11 protein-coding genes are annotated in these 19,756 nt (G+C 48.2%); 3 read left to right on the forward strand and 8 right to left on the reverse strand.

Annotated elements, in window-relative coordinates:
• Positions 1–23 precede the first annotated feature (23 nt).
• A complete protein-coding gene (locus AC1DYT_RS20825; RefSeq protein WP_477471446.1) occupies positions 24–1,550 on the reverse strand; it encodes a glucuronyl esterase domain-containing protein in 1,527 nt (508 codons plus the stop codon).
• Between the two features lie 205 nt (positions 1,551–1,755).
• Entirely contained in the window at positions 1,756–4,638 is a 2,883-nt protein-coding gene (locus AC1DYT_RS20830) for a glycosyl hydrolase 115 family protein (RefSeq protein WP_477471447.1), read from the reverse strand.
• Positions 4,639–5,267: 629 nt separating this feature from the next.
• On the opposite strand from AC1DYT_RS20830, the gene AC1DYT_RS20835 reads away from it, so the two are divergent.
• From AC1DYT_RS20835 to AC1DYT_RS20845, 3 genes are all read left to right on the forward strand, one after another.
• Complete coding sequence (locus tag AC1DYT_RS20835; RefSeq protein WP_477471448.1) at positions 5,268–6,389, forward strand: alpha/beta hydrolase-fold protein; 1,122 nt, start codon at positions 5,268–5,270, stop codon at positions 6,387–6,389.
• 61 nt (positions 6,390–6,450) lie between these two features.
• The gene (locus tag AC1DYT_RS20840; protein WP_477471449.1) at positions 6,451–7,638 is read left to right on the forward strand and encodes an alpha/beta hydrolase-fold protein; all 1,188 of its coding nucleotides are present in this window, start codon (positions 6,451–6,453) and stop codon (positions 7,636–7,638) included.
• A gap of 58 nt (positions 7,639–7,696) precedes the next feature.
• Positions 7,697–8,872 (forward strand): glycoside hydrolase family 43 protein, encoded by a 1,176-nt coding sequence (locus tag AC1DYT_RS20845; RefSeq protein ID WP_477471450.1) that lies wholly within the window; start codon positions 7,697–7,699, stop codon positions 8,870–8,872.
• Positions 8,873–9,242: 370 nt separating this feature from the next.
• On the opposite strand, the gene AC1DYT_RS20850 is transcribed toward AC1DYT_RS20845, so the two are convergent.
• From AC1DYT_RS20850 to AC1DYT_RS20875, 6 genes are all read right to left on the reverse strand, one after another.
• On the reverse strand, positions 9,243–10,754 hold the full coding sequence (locus AC1DYT_RS20850; RefSeq protein ID WP_477471451.1) for a SusD/RagB family nutrient-binding outer membrane lipoprotein: 1,512 nt from the start codon (positions 10,752–10,754) through the stop codon (positions 9,243–9,245).
• 12 nt (positions 10,755–10,766) lie between these two features.
• Entirely contained in the window at positions 10,767–13,925 is a 3,159-nt protein-coding gene (locus AC1DYT_RS20855; protein ID WP_477471452.1) for a SusC/RagA family TonB-linked outer membrane protein, read from the reverse strand.
• A gap of 172 nt (positions 13,926–14,097) precedes the next feature.
• Positions 14,098–15,414 carry a gluconate:H+ symporter gene (locus AC1DYT_RS20860; protein WP_477471453.1) on the reverse strand — a complete coding sequence of 439 codons (1,317 nt, stop codon included), beginning with the start codon at positions 15,412–15,414 and terminating at the stop codon, positions 14,098–14,100.
• 19 nt (positions 15,415–15,433) lie between these two features.
• A complete protein-coding gene (locus AC1DYT_RS20865; protein WP_477471454.1) occupies positions 15,434–17,149 on the reverse strand; it encodes an IlvD/Edd family dehydratase in 1,716 nt (571 codons plus the stop codon).
• 19 nt (positions 17,150–17,168) lie between these two features.
• Positions 17,169–18,761 carry an aldehyde dehydrogenase (NADP(+)) gene (locus tag AC1DYT_RS20870; RefSeq protein WP_477471455.1) on the reverse strand — a complete coding sequence of 531 codons (1,593 nt, stop codon included), beginning with the start codon at positions 18,759–18,761 and terminating at the stop codon, positions 17,169–17,171.
• Positions 18,762–19,598: a fumarylacetoacetate hydrolase family protein gene (locus AC1DYT_RS20875; RefSeq protein ID WP_477471456.1), complete on the reverse strand. Its 837-nt coding sequence runs from the start codon at positions 19,596–19,598 to the stop codon at positions 18,762–18,764. It abuts the gene before it with no gap.
• Positions 19,599–19,756 lie beyond the last annotated feature (158 nt).

The following is a 19,756-nucleotide window of genomic DNA, read 5'->3' on the forward strand; positions in this document are numbered from 1 at the left end:
TAAGGCCTGTAATGTTGATGCAATTAACGACCAGCGGCGTTATGGCCGATGAACTTATCGGCCCAGCCAATAAAGTACTTAATGTTTGGCCCATCGGTGTGTCCGCCGTCGTGCTGCCGCCAGGCAAGCTGCCCATCTAAAATACTTATGTTAACCGCCGGCATTTTCTCCGTTTTGTAATCGTTTGAAAATCCAAGGTCTTTAACGCCTAATAGTTTAAAGACCGCCCCAGACGCGATAGTTGCCATATAGCTGCCCTGATGGTCGAGCCAGTTGGCGTCGCCTTGCGATGGGATGCCATGGCTTATAAAAGTAAGCCTTGGTGCACACAGGGCTATCAACTCGTGCGAGTCTACGGGCAGGTCATTGGCTGTTCTACTCCCAAAACCGGCGTTGCTTGCTGCGTATTTTATAAAATTGCCCGCCATCCAATGGTATTCGCCACCAGCAAGATTTTCTACCGCTTCGCCAAAATTGCGACGATGGGGTTTGGTACCGCCTTCGCCGGATGAAGCGATGAGGCCCATGGCAAACCGCTGGTCGAAAGCCATGGTTACCAGCGCTGCCTTCCCGTAACGGGATACGCCTTCAATGCCAACATGCTTTATGTCTACCATTGGCTCGGTCGCCAGGTAGTCCAACGCCCTTGAGGCACCCCATGCCCAGGCGCGCAGCGCACCCCAGTCTTCTGGTTTGCGCGGCTGCCCCTTATTTGTGAGCCCTATAATTCCTTTTGTAAGGCCCGCGCCGTTATCTACCTGAATACTTGCCGGGTCGATAAGTACATAGCCCCAGCCATCGGCTATCAGTTGCTGGGCAGCAGGCAAATCACCTGCGGGCCTCGGTGCGAAGGGGTTAAAGCCGTAATTTTGTGCGGCAATCATATTGTAGGCAGGATACTTGTCAAAAATGGACTTCAAGTCGGGCCGGGCATTCAACAGCAAGTCTTTCAGGGCATCGTTGATTTTTTGCAACTCGTCCTTTGAAGGTTGCGCCGGTGCGGGAAGCGCGCTTGGAGCAAACATGATCAGCACAGGCACAGGCCCTTTTGCGTTGGCGGGCAGCACCAGGGTCATAGCAATATTGACATCGATGAGCGGGTAGGCCGAATTATCGGCATGGCCCACCAATTGTTTGGCAATAACAGGGGTAAAACCCATAAATTCGCGGTCGGTTATTTTAACCTCCCAGGTAATTTTAGGTACGTCTTTGGGTATGCGCCCGTAAACCTCTCGCTCAAAATCTTCAACTATCTCCGGACGGCGCAGTTTCCACCATTGCTCGGCAGTGGTTACTTTCTTCCCATTCTTCAAGGTTAATATCTCCGGGTAATCCGGATAGGGATTTGCAAGGGCTTCATCATAGTTGGCGTGGTTCGGCGCTTTCTCGTCGCCGCTTGGCCCGGGCCGTAAGGATATGATGTCCAATTGCTTCATCATATTGTCCTTATCCTGGTCGGCGGTAAAATTTACCAGCGGCGGATAGGCCGGCGCATTTTGAGCAGCCGTCCGCAGGGAAATAAAAAACAACAGGTACACAATCCTTTTCATTGAGTTATAAATTGGCTTCATTGGTAAGCGACTAAATAATAAGCCGACGGTTTATTGGTGTACAGTTATAGCTGGTAAATTTACTGCGGGTTAAATTTATACATCCTGTGCCTTTCACAATACCACATTTGTTCACAATCACACACCAAATGTATTCTTTGCAGTAAAGTAGCTACCAAAGCTCGCGGCAGCATCTTAACCTTGCTCAATTATGCAAACTTTCAGGCGGCCCCAGATAACTGGATTTAACTGCTCCGGCGGTTTGTATAACCAGCTTTTCTAAAACAATTGCGGGGCTATCCATCCAAAATTTAATAACGTGGGTACCGGCCTTGCTTACCCGGTGTTTGGTGGTGACTATATTGATACTGTTGCTCACGGCCTGGCTCCATAGCCGGGGGTTTTTATCGGCATCAAAGGATTGTACCTGCGGCTGCTCGTCGTCTATCGCTACCGCATATTTAAGGGATTTATCTGCTGTAAAATCGATGGTGGGTGCCAGGTAGGCGTTCAATTCTATCATTCCGGTATCGCGCAACGTTACGATGTATTCCAGGCAGGGTTTCGCATTATGGGTGCTTTTGCCGCTGCCCTTTTTCAAAGGTAATACCGTCATGGCAGAGCGGGTGCGCCCATAGTCGGGTATTTCTACCCATGCATAGCTACTACCTGGAATAGATTTCTGATAGTGCGCCGCCTCTATGGAGACATAAGCATCTGTCTGCAGGAATCCTTTGGGCAGCGGTAATGGTATCCTTTGCAGTTTCAAATTAACATCTACTCTGGTGCCATCAGATGCAGTGATGCTGATTACGGATTGATTTGTACCCGCCGGCACACTCTGCCAATCAATGTCGACCGATATGCGCGTTTGTTTATTTATGGCCCCCTTATAAGAACTCAGCCTGACGAATTTATCAGCAGTGATCGTATAATCGACAGGGCTAAGACCTTTGTTGAACAATTCGAAGAAGTGGCTTTGGTTTACACGATCATTAAATTCCGGCAGCGATGGAGTAACTGAACTACCCGCCCGCGGCCATGAATCAGCTAAACCTTCCATAGCAACGCCCATGCTGCCAATTTGGGGAACATCGATAAGGGAAGCTTTTGGCATTGCATTAACCGGCGGCTGTTGCCAATAGGTATAACCTATATGCGTTTGGTCCATCATGTGGCTCCATTTGCCACCCGCCAAACGATTGTTATAATAATCGGAAATTTGCGCATCGCGTTCAAAAAGCGCCTTTACTTCTGCCGCCATTTGATTGGTAGCCGAACGCCCTTGAGCAGCATACAGGTGATTTAGCGCAGTGGCGTAATACATGGCATTCAAATTTGCCGATGCCTCAACCGGATGCAGCACCAACTGGTAATAGGCATCTTTGAATTCCGGCGGCATCAGGCGATATAATGAATCCGCCTGGTTATTTAAACGCTTATAATCGTTAACCACATCCTCAAACTCGTTATAATTAACCAGGCTGTAGGTGTTCTCGTTCAATAACTCGGGTTTGCACCTGCCATTGTACTTACTGTAGGCAGAAAGGATGTCCGCTATTTCGCTGGCGTGCCGGCTGCCGAATTGGGCTGTGGCCCACTTGCGCGTATAGGAAAGCAAATCGCGGGGGCCGATTTTATCGGGGTTCCAGGCATAGTCCAGAAAAAAGGAAATCGGGAATTCCATGGGTTTCAAGTCGCCAACGTTAACTATCCACACGCGGTCAACCTTGTGCTGGTATGCAAGATGCATCTGCTCCCATACTTTTGTTATGGGGTTGGTATTGATCCATTTATAATTGCGCGGACCACCCACATAGTCGAAATGATAGTAAATACCATAGCCCCCCTCGCGCAGGGGGGCATCCAGTGCCGGCAATTTCCTGATGTTTCCCCAGTTGTCGTCGCATAATAACAACGTAACATCGTTTGGCACCTGCATTCCTTTGTCATAATAATCCTGCACTTCTTTATACAGGGCCCATACCTGCGGCGTTTTCCGCGCAGGTTTTTTGGTGACCGAGGCAATAATATCGCGCTGGTCGGCCACTATCTTTTCTAATAAGGCAATATTCGTTCCCTGCTGCATGGCCATGTCGCCATCGCCGCGCATGCCTACAGTTACGAGGGTTTCAGCATCGCCCATGTTTTCGATGCCCTTTCGCCAAAAGCTACGGAGTACTTCGCCGTTTTTTTCATAGTTCCATTCGCCGCTACCGTACCGCTTCCACTCTGTTTGTGCGCGATCCATAGGTTCATGGTGCGATGTACCCATTACAATACCGTAGTCGTCGGCAGTTTTGCGGTTAAGCGTATCGTCATCATTAAAAGCACTGCCCCACATGGCAGGCCAAAGGTAATTGCCCTTTAGCCGCAGTATCAGCTCAAACATTTTTGCATAAACCAGGTGGTTTATGCCGCCGAATTTTTGCTTTGCCCAGCCGGAAAAGGCTGGTGCTTCGTCGTTTATGAAAATACCTCGGTATTTAACGGCCGGCTCCCCGTTTGTGAATTTGCCGGCGGTAATGTAGAGGGCTGGATGGTGCACAACCGGTACATCTGCCCACCAGTACCAGGGGGATACCCCTATCTTTTCCGAAAGATCGTAAATACCATATATAGTACCCCGTTTATCGCTGCCTGCTATCACCAACGCCTTGTCGACTCCAGGCAGGGGCTTATCCACCACCTGCAAAACAAACGACTCCCATTTACCCAGAATGCCAGAAACGTTTAGTTTCTTCGATTTTATCAAACCATCTATTACCTGGCTTTTACCTATAGTACCAACGAGCACGATGTTCTTCCCACGGGGAGCGCCTGTGGAAGCTTCGGGTTTCGCGCTGGTGACGGCACTGATATCATTTTGCAGATCGGCGGCAGCACGAAGCACGCCAACGAAATCGGTTTTACTGGTAAAGATGGGGACTGAAAATCCATTAGCCGACAACTTGAAGGAACCCTTCGTTGCCGAATTGCGCACATAAGTACTGTCAGTTACGGCAGCAGCCGATGGCTTGTACCCCAGAATTAATATTGCTGCACAACAAATAACAAATTTGCCGACGGTTGGATAGATGTACTTCATAAATGGAGGATGCATTGGGTTTCGGCATGGTTTACCTGCGGCCCAATATCTTCACATTAGCCAACTATCGATGGCAGTTTTCGCCAAAAAGATGCAAGGAATGTTTTTTATTCACAAATAAGCGAGGTGATAACAACGATCATTCAGCTGTTGGTTGATTGTGATTAATGTAATTTCATTTTAATTATTAAATGTATTTTAGACACTTAATAAAAAGTTGATTTTATAAAACTTGCAATCGATTGTTTATATGACTTAAAATTCCTGGCTTCGGAAATAATTAAGCCTCCCTGGATGCAAAATAATCATCGATCAAAAAAAAGCTGCAACAGATAGATTTCAATGTAATATCTTCATTACAATCGATTTCTTATACTAAAAAACGGTAAATATTTTTAGCTTTTGGCCCGGATTACAAGGGTTATTCTGATGAATTAATCTTAAAAAGGAAACCAAATTCCGGCATTGCCGCCCCTCGCCACAAAAAACACTATTACTCAAAAAAAAAGCTAATAATTAATTGTTATTTATACAATTAATCGTTAAACTTGAGCATCGTGACCGAAACCAATGCGCTCACGAGGGTAATAAACCCAAACCACCATTTTATAAACTTAATTTATCAAACCATGAACTTGAAATGTTTAGCTATCATTTTAGCTGCCACATTAGCAACGGGTATTTGCAATGGGCAAACTAATCAACCAGCAGTACTGGACGATTTTAAACCATCTACCGTTAATCAGCCGGGACAGGAATACCCACAGGTAAACTCCCAGGGCTATGCCCGCTTCCGCATCATGGTTCCGCAGGCCGATAGTGTAAAGGTTAGCCTGGGCCTTGGCGGCCGGGGCGGCACAAGGCTTACCAAAGGGGCGGACGGATTTTTCACCGGCACCACCGAAGGGCCGATGGACCAGGGCTTCCATTACTATCACCTTACCATTGACGGCGGCGTTTTCAACGATCCGGGCGCATTAAATTTTTATGGCTCTACACGTTGGGAAAGCGGCATCGAGATCCCTGCGCACGACCAGGATTTTTACGCACTTAAGGATGTGCCCCACGGTAATGTGCAGCAGATACTTTTCCCGTCTAAAAGTACCGGCACCTCGCGCAGGGCATTTGTTTACACCCCGCCCGGTTACGGGAAAGATAAATCTAAACGATACCCCGTGCTTTACCTGCAACATGGCTGGGGCGAAGATGAAACCGCATGGAGCAACCAGGGGCATGCCAACTTGATTATGGACAACCTGATTGCCGAAGGAAAGACAAAACCCTTCATTATTGTAATGACCTACGGCATGACCAACGAAATCAAATTCGGGGGGATGAGGAATTTTAAAATAGACGCATTTCAAACGGTGTTGACTGATGAACTGATACCTTTTGTAGATGCAAACTTCCGCACGCTTGCCGATAAGGGACATCGTGCTATGGGCGGCTTATCAATGGGCGGGATGGAAACACATACTATTACGCTTAACAAACCCGAAGTTTTTGATTACTATGCCCTGCTTAGCGGCGGTGTTTACAAGCCTGAAGAGTTTACCGGCAAAGCAAAGCCTAAGCTAATATTCATTAGCTGCGGCAGCAAGGAAAACCCAACCGGCGTAAAAAAAGCAACTGATGCACTAAAGGGGGCCGGCTATAACGCCGTTTCCTTTGTTTCTGAAAACACCGCACATGAGTTTTTGACCTGGCGCCGAAGCCTACATGAACTTGCGCCGATGTTATTCAATCAATAACAGCAACGCTTTATACAAAAGCCTTTCGGTAAACCGCAATTAAATCACAAAAATAAAAACCGTGAAAAAAGTTCCATTCTTTTATAAAATAACCATCCTGCTGATCGCTGCCGCCCTGCGCGGCAGCATCGGTATGGCGCAATCGGATAAAGCTACGCTTATTGAAGATTTTAAACCCGCCACCAGCAACCAGCCGGGCAAACAATACCCCCAGGTAAACAGCCAGGCCAGGGTACGGGCAAGTATCTCCGCCCCGCAGGCAACAAAAGTACAGTTAGATCTGGGGGGCAAAAAGTACGACCTGGTTAAGGATGACAAGGGCGTTTGGACGGGCGAGTCGCTACCCCAGGATGAAGGTTTTCATTATTATCAGCTCAATATTGACGGTGCCTCTGTTCCGGATCCGGGCAGCCTTTACTATTACGGAGCCGGCCGCATGGGAAGCGGCATTGAAATACCGGCTAACGACCGCGATTTCTACGCACTAAAAGATGTTCAGCACGGCCTGGTGAGCGAAAATATTTACTTCTCTAAACTAACCAATGCATGGAGGCGCTGTTTTGTTTATACACCCGCCGGTTATAACGAAAGCACTAAAACCCGTTACCCGGTCTTGTACCTGCAACACGGAAGCTTTGAGGATGAAACCGGCTGGGCCGTACAGGGAAAAGCAAACCTGATACTCGATAACCTGATTGCCGATAAAAAAGCCGTGCCGATGATTGTTGTGATGGATAACGGATACGCAAATAAACCCGTAACAGGAACGGCTGATAACACCGCCCGCCCTGTTTCGATATTTGAAGACGTGGTGGTGAATGAAATTATCCCGATGATCGATACAAAATTCCGCACCGTTGCCAACCGGCAGCACAGGGCAATAGCCGGCCTATCGATGGGTGCCAACCAAACCATGCGCATCATCATGAACAACCTGGATAAATTCTCGGCCATCGGTGGGTTTAGCGGTACCCCAAATTATCCAAGCGCAGATGTACTCGACCCCAACACTTTCCTGGATGGCAAGTTTAAAGACGGTGCAGCTATCAACAAACAACTCAATGTACTTTGGCTGAGTTGGGGCAGTAAAGAGCCTAACCCCTTCCCGGGTTCTATCGGCGCGTTCCGCAATATGCTAGATAAACAAGGCATTAAGTATTCGCAGTATGAGTCGCCGGGAACAGCGCACGAATGGCAAACCTGGCGCCGCAGCCTTAAGGGTTATGCATCGCTGCTTTTCAAAAACTAATACTCAGCGTAATAAACCCGGGGATTCGCCTTGGCGCTTAACCTTTTAAATACTTAAAATGAAAAACAAGTTAATACAACTGCGATGCGCAGCTATTGGCGGCGGCTTTTTAACGTGGCTGATGCTATTGGGGGCACAAAATGGCCAGGCTCAAACCGTATCGACAAGTGAACGGCCAGCCTATTTAAATTTAAAAATCGGCAAAAAAAACAGCACAAAAAAGCAGTCCGGTGTATTCAGGTACACTAATCCCATTATCAGCGATACATCCTTAAGTATGCGCGATCATTGTATTTTAAAAGTGGGCAGCAAATGGTATTGTACAGGCACCTCGCTCCCGGTTTGGACGGGGCACACGCCTGGGGTAAGGTTGCTTGTATCTGACGATCTAATCCATTGGAAACAAGAGGCCTGGCTTATTGATGCCAGTAAATTGCCTGCCGATTGCCCGTATAACGGCCGGTTTTGGGCACCCGAAATCCATTTCATCAAAAACCAATACTGGCTAACGGTAAATAGTGGGAAAGTAACTGCCGACGACCCGAAGGGTATGAAGACGCATAGCGTTTGGCTTTTCAAAGCCAATAATATTAAAGGCCCCTACACCCTGGTAAACGGCCCGTTAACGCCACAGTACAACAATGATGCTACGTTATTTGAAGATGAAGACGGCCAAACCTATTTATATTGCAGCGGGAACGGCCTGTTCCAGGCCAAAATACATCTGCCTACAGGAAAACTTATTGGCGAAATTCAAAAGTTCCGCTCTGCAAAGGACCCCGAAAACCCCAAATGGATGTGGGGAGGCATAGAAGGCCCGTTTGTATTAAAGCGAGCTGGCATCTATTACATGTTCTTTTCTACCTGGACACGCGGTTACGAGGTTGGCCTTTTACGTGCTAAAACGCCGCTTGGCCCATGGGAATTAGCCTCGCCCGAACCTATATTCGGCACACGAAAAGCCAATTACCGTGGTGCTTCCGCACAGGTTGCAACACCGTTCGACGACACTTATGACCCCTATGCCGAAACCGGCCATAATGCTATTTTTGAAGGACCCGACGGCAAACTATGGAGCTCGTGCCATTATACGTTTTATAATGGCCGAACCTTCACACCGATCGACGAGAAGTATTCGCCAATGCCACAGTTAGGCATTGAGCCGGTATTTTTCAGGAACGGCATATTCACCATTGGTGGCCCCACCTGGACGGAACAGGTAGTCAAATACTAAATGGGTAAATAATCCTTGTTAACGGAACAGACATCAGATTATAGATTGCCATGTAATAAACCTAAAGCTCAACCGGATAAGCTCATAAAAATCTACGATTGAGCTTTTTTATATCCCTTTCGTTTTACTGTAAAGCAACAATAACCCTTTGGCATGATGTTGTTGTTTATCACTTCTCCCCTCTCGTTGCCATTACCCTCGACCAAAAAAAAACAACAATTTGTTTTAAGGAATGCTTAGTCAAAAGCCCCTGGTAAGCAATACAATCACTTGGCTTTCGTTAAGCAAAGCACTACTCTTCCATAAAAAAGCCCCGAAGCCAAGCGGCTCCGGGGCGTAGAGAGAACAGTAATAAGGGGTGAGATTATCGTTATTTATCCCAAAAAACAGGAGTGTCCAAATCGTCAGCGCCCATACTGGCTACTGCCGCTTGATAATTCTCGGCGTTGATACCTGCTTCGGTTTGTGGGTAGCTGTACCTGCGTACAAAGCTGCCTTTTATTTGCTTGCCTGGATAGGTATTTGGCGCCAGTGCAGGGAAACCGCTCCGCCTGAAATTGGCCCACGACTCGGCACCGTTACCGAAAGAGTTTATCCAGTACTGGGTATTGATGAGCTTCAGCGCATTGGCATCTGAGTAAACAATGGGCGCGCTGTTGAGGTAAGCGTCCTGAGTTGAAGCGCTGATAACCGCCGAGGCATCGTAGGTTGCAAACTGATCCATTGCTGCCTTTACACCTGCATTGTAAAAAGTGCTGGTTGTGCCCGAAATATAACCCCTGAAGACGGCTTCGGCCAGCAGCAACTGAGTTTGGGCATAAGTAACAAAAAACTGTGGTGCGGTTACTTTACCAAACACGCTGTAGTTTACCTGCGAATATTTGAAACCCGAGCCGCTACTGCCGCGAAAACCGGGCGCTGAAGGCAAGGTGCCGCTGTCATACCCTATCGGCAAGCCGAATTGATTAGCTGATGTGGTATCCGGAGCAAGGCTTAGCGCTTTTCCCGGGTCGGCATACATGGCAGAGATATACTTTAACCTGGGGTCGCCGGTTGATTTTAATTGGGTAACAAAAGGCTCGGCCAGGTAGTAGGTATTGGTCAATTGCTGAATTTGCTGGGTAACCGGGTTAGGGTAAGCAGTGTTATATTTCAGGTAACAGTTATCGGCATTAGATTGCATAACACCGCCGGCAAATGCAGCCTGCACTATGGTTTTAGCTTTGGCAGCATCGGTCTTGGAATAGCGCATACCAATACGCAGCAATAGCGAATAGCCCAGGCGTTTCCATTGCGGAATGTTACCGCCATAAAACACATCGCCTTTTACTATGTCTTTCGAGGGGTCCAGCGCTGCGGTCGCTGTGGTAAGCTCATTCACCAGGTCGGCATAAACTTCCTGCTGCTTATCGTATTTGGGCAAAAACACGGTATTGAGGTAGGCCTGGCCTGCCTGGCTGTATGGGACATCGCCATAAGTATCTACCAGCATCATATAGTTATACGCACGCCATATCCTCGCCTCGTTATATAGGTTAGACTTAGTTGCATCGCCTTTTGTGTTAGCCAAAACGCTCTCCAGCAGTTTGATGCTGTTTGGGTAAGCATTGTTCCACCGTATTACGGTGTACGTTTGGTTTAGCACGTTGAAGTTGAATGCCGAGGTAATACCACCGAAAGGATCGATGAATTGCTGAACAATGGTTGCCTCCGTTTCCATCAAAGAGGAAAAGGTTAATACTTCTGCGTTAGAAAACAGGAACGTGGGGTCGAGGCTTGTCGGGTTGTTCGGGTTGACGTTTAAGTCCCTGAACCCCTTATCGCAACTTACCACAGAACAGAGGCACGCAGCGGATAAAATGATCTTTATATAATTTTTCATAATGGTACGCTTTTAAAATTTAACGTTAAGATTGAATCCGTAGGTCCTTGTTGTAGGTACGGAGCTTTGCTCATAACCTGCCAGGACATCATTGCTCGATTGGATCGCTTCCGGATCGAGGTTATCAATATACTTTTTGATGATGAGCACGTTGTGGCATACTGCCGACACTACAAGACCTTTTATAAATTTAGCCTTCACCATTTTAGAAAAATCGTAGCTTAACGATACGTTTCTCAGCTTAATGAAATCTGATTTATAAATAAACGGGTCGAGGATGCCCTGCGAACGGTAGTTGGCATAAAAATCCTCGGCATTAACGGCTACGGTGTTTGCTGAACCATCAGCATTTACGCCATCGAATTTCACACCACCTTCCCTGCCTATCAGCGACGGTTTAGATAAGCCCTCTCTCAGGAAATTAAGGTTAGAACTTGAAACTACTTTTCCGCCGGCCTTATAATCAATGTGCGCCATCAGCGTAAATTTCTTATAGGTAAAGGTATTTACCCAGCCACCGGTTGCCCTAGGCAATGCGCTGCCGAAAAGCGCGGGCGACGTACTTGCTATGGGCTTACCACCCGAAAGAATGATCTTACCATTCGCGTCGCGGCGGTAGGTAGCGCCCTGTATCTGGTTAAGCGGCAGGCCCACCTGGTTAACAATAGCACCGAAAAATTCGCCTGTCCCCAGGGTAAATTGCTTTTGACCATTCGCCAAAGTAATAACTTTAGTAGTATTTAAAGCGGTATTAAAAGCGGAGCGCCAGGTGAAGTTTTCATTTTTCACAGGAATCAGTTCCAGTTGGAACTCCATACCACGGTTTTGCAGTTCGCCAATGTTGATAATGGTGGATGTATAACCTGATGAATTAGATAGGGATACCAGTAGCGGTTGATTTGTTGTTTTCTTATGGTACGCGGCAATATCCAAATTAACGCGGCTATTAAACATCCGTAGTTCCAAACCTATTTCCTTTTCTTTTACACTGTAAGGCATAATATTCTGATTTGGCGTGGTTGTATTATTGATGGTGCCTACCGGAATGCCGTTGAAGGTGTTTTGCGAAATAGAATAGGTTAATGAATTACTGTAAGGCGCCACGCCGGAAGCGCTACCTACATTGGCGTAAGTGGCCCTTAACTTACCGAATGACAACCACGACGGGAGCGTCTTAAACATTTCAGAGAATACAAAGCTACCGCTTACCGAAGGATAAAAGTAATGGTTATGATCCGGGCTTAACACCGAGAACCAATCATTACGGCCGGTTACATTTATAAACAAATAAGATTTATAACCAAACTCGGCAGTTCCATAAAGCGAATTTACGGTTGATTTGGAAAGTCCATAGTTTGAAGTGCTGGTTACACCATTACCCAATGTGTAAAAATCGCGAACGTAGAAATTTGTAGTACTTACGTTATACCCGCTTGATGACGAAGGGAAGGTGTTACCGCCCAAAGTTGCATCAAAAGAAAAATCGCCCCATTTGTGGCCACCCCCCAACAGGAAATCAGCGTTTAGCGCGCGGTAGGAGTTATCGTTGGAGTTGTAGCCACCGTTATACAAACCCGCAGCGGCAGCGGCATTGGCAAGGGTACCCGTAGGCACGTTTTGTTCGTAGAAGGAGGTGCTGTACTCCATGTTCACGCGGCCCTGCAGGTAAAGCCAGTCGAAAAACTGGTAACGCAATGTTGCAGTACCCAGCAGGTGATCGCGGGTTTGCCTGGTAAACTGCTTGGCCATTATCCAGTAAGGATTGGTAAGCGTGGTAAAACGTGAAGTTGGGGTTTCGTTGCCATTAGCATCAACTGCGGCATCCTTAAGCACATCCAGGCTAACCGAGTTGGAATAACGGTACATGTAGTTAGTAACCGAAGTAGCCTGAACACCGATAACCGGCGGGTTTTTGTTGAACTCGTGATCGTAATTCATGTAAACCTGCGCCGATAATTTAGGAGTGAAATTATAGTTGAGCCCCAGGTTGAATATCTTCTTCTTGTAATTGTTATTGGGCACAATACCCTGGGCATCCTGGTTAGAGTAAGCAAACCTGAAACTGCCTTTGTCGTTACCGCCGGAGAAAGCTAAAGTATTGGTCCAGGCGTTGGCAAGGCGGAAGAATTTGCCTATACGATTGTATTCGGGCGCGTACGGCCTTTGCACGCCATCAAACTGGTAGGTAGGCGCATTATCAAATTTCTCCCCAAAGCTCCATGCGCCTGAACTTTGCGCCTGGCCCTGCGTTTTGGGGCGTACGTTGTTCTCGCCCTGGCCGTATTCGTATTGAAAATTGGTAAAATCCAGCGCCTGGCTTTGGGTGAAGTTCGATGTATATTCAATACCTATGCCCTGGTTTTTGTTCCCGCTTTTGGTGGTGATGATGATGGCACCGTTGCTGGCACGCGAGCCGTAAAGCGCCGCAGCTGTAGCACCTTTCAATACGGTCATCGACTCGATATCATCCGGGTTTATCTGCTGCATGTTATCACCCAAATCTACCGACTGGGTGTAGCTATTGGTGCCTGAAGGGCTTTGCGATAGCGGCAGGCCATTCAACACGATCAGTGGCGCATTATCACTCCCGAACGAAGTTTGGCCGCGCAGCCTGATCTTGGTGCTACCGCCTGGCCCACTCGATGGTGGCGTAATATCAAGCCCAGCTACCTTACCTTCCAGCGCATTCACAAAGTTGGTGCTGCGGTTGGTGGTAATCTCGCCTACGCGCACATTCTCGGCAGCATAACCTAATTTCTTGGATTCGCGCTTGATACCCAGCGCGGTTACCACTATTTCATTAAGAGCGTTTGCTTTTGGCTCCAGGCTTACGTTTACTACGCTGCGGCCATTCAGTTGTTCTGTTTTGGGATTATAGCCAATGTAGCTAAACAATAACACGGCATTATCGCCAGATACCTGCAATTTGTAGTTACCGTTCACATCGGTCATTACGCCATTGCTGGTGCCTTTTTCGCTTACGCTTACACCTACAAGGGGTGCTCCTTTTTCGTCGAGCACTTTACCCGTAACGGTTTGGGCGCTTATCTCGCCATACATACGAGGATTACCGGTCTCCCTCGCTTTTACGTCCATTGTAAAAATGAGTGTCGAAAGAACACTTATTAAAACGGACAGCATCATACCGGATGCCTGAATCTTTTTTTTCATAATTTTTGGTTAGTTAAATTGGTATATCCTGTGTTTCAACCCCTTCACAAAATTGGCAATTGTGAAAACGGTGTTCCATGGCGGCCATTTGCTGCCTCTTTTTTGATTTTATAGTATTTTTCTCTTCATAATTTAGGTAGGGGTTTTATGATTTAAATTGTTTGCATTCATTTTATAACAGGCAGTTTAGTGATAATACGCCGACCAGGCCAATTACGGATACCAGGCTTTCCATAACCGTCCACGAGCGCAATGTTTCTTTTACCGTTAGGCCAAAATATTCTTTGCACAGCCAAAAAGCGGTATCGTTTACGTGCGAGCCAAACAAACTGCCTGCACCAATGGCCAGCACCAGTAAATTGGTATCAAGGCCGGCGTGCTGCGCAATTGGGAACAATACCCCTGCCGCCGTTACGCCGGCAACCGTTGCCGAACCCAGGCAAAGGCGCAGGCAGGCGGTTGCCAGCCAGGCAAGCAATAAGGGCGGCATCGCGCTTTTTACCAGCATTACCGCCAGCGCATTGCTCAACTGGCTATCAATAAATATTTGCTTTAGCGCCCCGGCACTCCCAATAATGAGCAATACCATCGCTATATCTTTTACGGCGCCTGCGTAGCCCTCCATAATTTTGGCCAGTGGCCTTCCCTTTTGCAAGCCGAGGGTATAGGTGCTTATGATTACCGTGAGTAGCATGGCAATAATTGGTTCGCCCAGCCATTGGGCTAAAGTTTTTACAATTGGTGCCGCCCCAAAAAGCACCGGCAGCAAATAGGCCAGGCAAATGAGGATCACAGGCAAAAGCGAAGACAAGATGCTATTGACGATACCGGGTAATTCATGATCGGGCAAAGCGACGGTGCGGTGGGCAAACTGCGACCCGTTTGGCCCGATTTTTTTTAATGTGTTGGCAAATATTGGCCCGGCTATAAGGATGGCAGGAATAGCAATGACCAACCCGTAGCCAAATGTTTTAACGATATCTGCATGAAAAACGCTGATGAGCGTCATGGGCGATGGATGCGGGGGCAAAAAGCCATGCATTACCGACAAGGCGGTGAGCATGGGCATACCTACATACAGCAAAGGCAAACGATAGCTGGAAGCCACTGAAAAAATTATAGGCACCAACAGTATAAACCCAACATTGTAATAAAGCGGGATACCCACTATAAAGCCGGTTAATGCCATGGCGTAGGTAACGTACTTAGCGCCAAACAAATCATGCATGAAATGAGCTATGCGCTGGGCGGCGCCGCTTTCGGCAACCAGTTTGCCCAGCATGGCACCTAATACGATGATGATGGCAACCGACCCCAGGGTATCGCCAAGCCCTTTATTTATCGAGGCGATAACAGTTGAGAACGGCATCCCGAATAAGCAGCCGGCCAGCAACGCCACGATAATAAAGGCAAGGAAAGCATTAACCTTTGCCCATGTTATCAGCGCTACCAGTAGCAGTATACAGAAGATTAGTACGAATATCATCATCGTTGGTCAGCTATCTTTATTAATGAGAATCGCGCGTCACAACCGAACCCGAGTTCCCTACCAGGAAATCAAGGTCGGCTCCTTTATCGGCTTGCTGTACGTGGCGCTGGTACATCGATACATACCCCCTATCGGTATGGTAGGCTGGCTTTTTCCATAATAGCCGGCGTTCTTCCAGCACGGCATCATCAACCAGCAGATCGATCCTTCGTGCGGGTACATCCAGGCTTATCATATCTCCGTTTTCTACCAGGGCCAGGTTGCCGCCAATGGCCGATTCGGGAGACACATGTAGAACGACAGTACCGTATGCCGTGCCGCTCATGCGCCCGTCGGATATCCTCACCATATCTGTTACGCCCTTATCCAGGAGTTTTTTTGGCAGCACCATGTTACCTACTTCGGGCATGCCGGGGTAGCCTACCGGACCCACGCTTTTCAATACCATTACGCAGGTTTCGTCGATATCCAGGTCCGGGTCGTCAACCCTGGCGTGATAATCTTCTATAGTTTCAAAAACTACGGCCCTGCCGGTGTGCTGCATTAGTGCAGGGGTGGCTGCAGAGGGTTTGATAACGGCGCCGTTAATGGCCAGGTTCCCTTTCAATACAGCTATGCCCGCCTCCGGAATGATAGGATCCGAGTAGTCTGCGATAACTTCTTTATTGTAACAGATACTATTGCTGGTGATGTTCTCTGCATGCGATTTACCGGTAACGGTTACCGTGCTCATATCCAATTCACTGCTAAGCTCCTTTAGAATTACGGGTAAGCCTCCTGCGTAAAAAAAGTCTTCCATCAGGTACTTGCCCGATGGCATCAGGTTAAGCAGCAAGGGGATTCTGCTGCCAAGCTTGTCGAAATCGTCGATGTTCAGTTCTACGCCAACCCGCCCTGCTATGGCTGTTAAATGAATAAGGAAATTGGTTGAACCGCCGATTGCGGCGTTTACTTTTATGGCGTTTTCGAAAGCAGACCTGGTCAGTATTTTTGATATGGTAAGATCTTCCTTCACCATTTCTACAATGCGCCTGCCCGATAATTGCGCCAGTACTTTTTTCCGCGAGTCTACAGCGGGGGTAGCCGCCGCGCCGGATAAACACATGCCCAGCGACTCCACCATACAGGCCATGGTAGATGCTGTCCCCATGGTCATGCAATGGCCCGCGCTGCGCGACATGCAGCTTTCTGCTGCCAGGTAATCATCGTTGGTTATTTTGCCGGTCTTCAGGTCGTCCGTCAGTTTCCAAACTGCCGTGCCCGATCCTATATCGGTTCCCCGGAATTTTCCGTTCAGCATAGGCCCGCCGGGTACTACGATGGTTGGCAGGCCAACGCTGGCCGCCCCCATCATGGTGGATGGCGTAGTTTTATCGCAACCCGTAAGCAAAACCACCCCGTCGATAGGGTTTCCGCGTATCGATTCTTCGGCATCCATACTGGCCAGGTTCCTGAAGAGCATGGCGGTTGGTTTAAGCAAAGTTTCGCCTAATGACATGATGGGGAATTCTACCGGGAAACCGCCCGCCTCATAGACACCGCGTTTAACAGATTCCGCCAAATCGCGTAAATGGGCGTTGCAAGGCGTTAGCTCCGACCAGGTGTTGCAGATACCGATAACCGGCCTCCCATCGAACAAGTCGGCAGGCATTCCCTGGTTTTTCATCCAGCTACGGTATAAAAAGCCCATTTTACCCGACTTACCAAACCAATCCGAACTTCTGAATTGTGACATTATATATTCGTTTTATAATTTATATGGAAGCATTGCTAAAATTGCCGTCGACAAGACGCCAAATTTCAAGCTCGTTAGTATCCTTTAATTCTTTTGGTAATAAAGCCTGCGGCATACCCTGGTAACAAACCGGCCTGGTAAAGCGGTAGATAGCCCCGGTGCCAACAGATGTACTGCGGGCATCGGTTGTAGCCGGGTAAGGGCCGCCATGCACCATAGGTGCTACTACCTCTACGCCGGTTGGATAACCATTGATAATAAGCCTCCCTACCTTGGTTTCGAGCACATCCAGCAAGTCTTTATATGCCGGTAATTCCTCATCTGTAGCGTGTACCGTAGCTGTCAGATGGCCCGACAGGTTCTTGGCAAAAGCGAGCATTTCTGCTTGCGACGACGCGGTGATTACGATTCCGGAAGGCCCGAACAATTCCTCCTCCAGGTGATTGTGTTGGTTATATGCTGTCAGGCTAGTTTTAAAAAGTACGGGCGCATGTTGCCGGGCATTATCCGTTTCCCGGCCTTCGGCCAATATTTGCAGCCCCTTAAGGCCCCGCCTGGCCGATACGCCCGAACGATAAGTCTCTTCTATAGCAGGTGTTAGCATAATGCCACCTGTGGCGGCATTTAAATTATCCGCTATGCCCTGATGAAACAGCCCATCTTCACTGCCCGATTCATGTATCAACAAACCGGGGTTCGTGCAAAACTGCCCCACGCCCAGCGTAAGTGCGCCTACATAACCGGCGGCAATCGCGTCCCTACGCTGCTGTAAAGCCTGCGGCAATACAAACACGGGGTTGGTGCTGCCCATTTCGGCAAAAACCGGTATAGGCTCGGGCCTGGCGGCGGCGGCATTGTATAATAAGCGCCCAACTCGGTAAGAACCCGTAAACCCAATCGCTTTAATTGCAGGGTGAACGGCAAGCGCGGCACCAACCTGCGGCCCATCGCCATGCAGCAAGGAAAAATAACCCATGGGCATATCACTGGCAGCACACGCGGCAAGTATAGCTTTACCCGCAATTTCGCAAGTAGCCGGATGGCCCGGGTGCGCTTTAAATACAACGGGGCAACCAGCGGCTATCGCGCTTACGGTATCGCCACCGGCGGCGGAAAAAGCAAGCGGAAAATTGCTGGCCCCAAATATGGCAACCGGTCCAATTGGCCGTTGCATAGACCGGATATCCGGCCTTGGTGCGGGCTTACGTTGCGCATCGCCGGTATCTATTTTGGCATCTACCCAATGGCCATCACGCAATAGCTTAGCAAATAATTTAGCCTGATTGATGGTGCGGGCCAGTTCACCTTCTATCCGAATGGTGGTTAGTGCGGTTTCCAGGCAGGCCATTTCAATAAGCTGCGGGCCGGCTTTCTCCAGTTCAAGTGCAATGGCTTCCAAAAAGAGGGCCTTTTCGATACCGGTTTTATTGCGGGTTATCGCGAAATCTCTTTGTGCGGTAGCAACAGCTATTTCGATATCTTGTGCCGAGGCATTGAAAAAACGCCATTCCAGATTTTCTCCCAACGCCCGGTTCACCGCGTAGAAATATTCGGTGCCCCAAGCGATGCTTTGGCCGTTTATCAATTGCTTTCCTTCCAGGTTCATCATCATTTATTCCCCTACCTGGTTTGTAAGCGTGCCTATATTGCCGATGGTGATGTTGATTACGTCGCCATAATTAAGCGTGAACGAATCGGGTGGTACGATGCCTGTACCGGTCATGAGGTATGCCCCCGCCGGGAACGACATTTCCATAAAAAGATATTTGGCAAGTTCCTGGTGCGTGCGTTTCATCCTGCTGATCAAAATCTCATCAGCAAACATCAGCTCGTCGCCCCTCAGTATTTCCAGTTGGATTTTGGTGTCGGGAGAAATTGGCGCTGCTGGTACATATAAGCAAGGCCCAACAGCTGCTGCGCCATCGTATGATTTTGCCTGCGGCAGGTATAGCGGGTTTTCGCCCTCAATATCCCTCGATGACATATCATTGCCGATCATGTATCCTTCGATAGTACCCGCACTGCAGATAAACAAAACCAGCTCCGGCTCGGGCACGTTCCATTTAGAATCCTTACGGATGCGTACGGTACCACCCGTTCCAACCGCGCGGTGTGCGGGCGATTTGAAGAATATTTCGGGGCGCTCGGCACTGTAAACCTTTGCGTAAAAATCACCGCCGCCTGCATCTTTAGATTCCTCCATGCGGGCATCCATGCTGCGCAAATAGGTTACGCCCGATGCCCATATTTCCTGATTGGCGATAGGCGCGCTCAGCTTTTCCAAATCGGATGATAGCGCCTCGTTAGCCGTGAGATTTGAGATATCCTTAAGCGCCGCGTTATGCAGCCCTTCCCGGTTTATGAAACCGTCCCAGGTCCACTCGGCAGAGCTGTAAAGCTGGCCCGAGTATTTGACGATAACTTTATCAGTAGTCTTAAAAATATGCATAGCTGTTTATATTATGCCGCTTACCTGCGGTATTAATTATGGTCAAAAAAAAATGCGTTCGTTCGGTTACAATTGGTTACAATACAAAGAATGGTAAAGCAAATCGCTTTATCTTCTAAAAAACCACAGCGATGATTTTTACACAAAAAAATCGCTGC

The sequence above is a fragment of the Mucilaginibacter sp. P1_D10 genome, assembly GCF_056406215.1.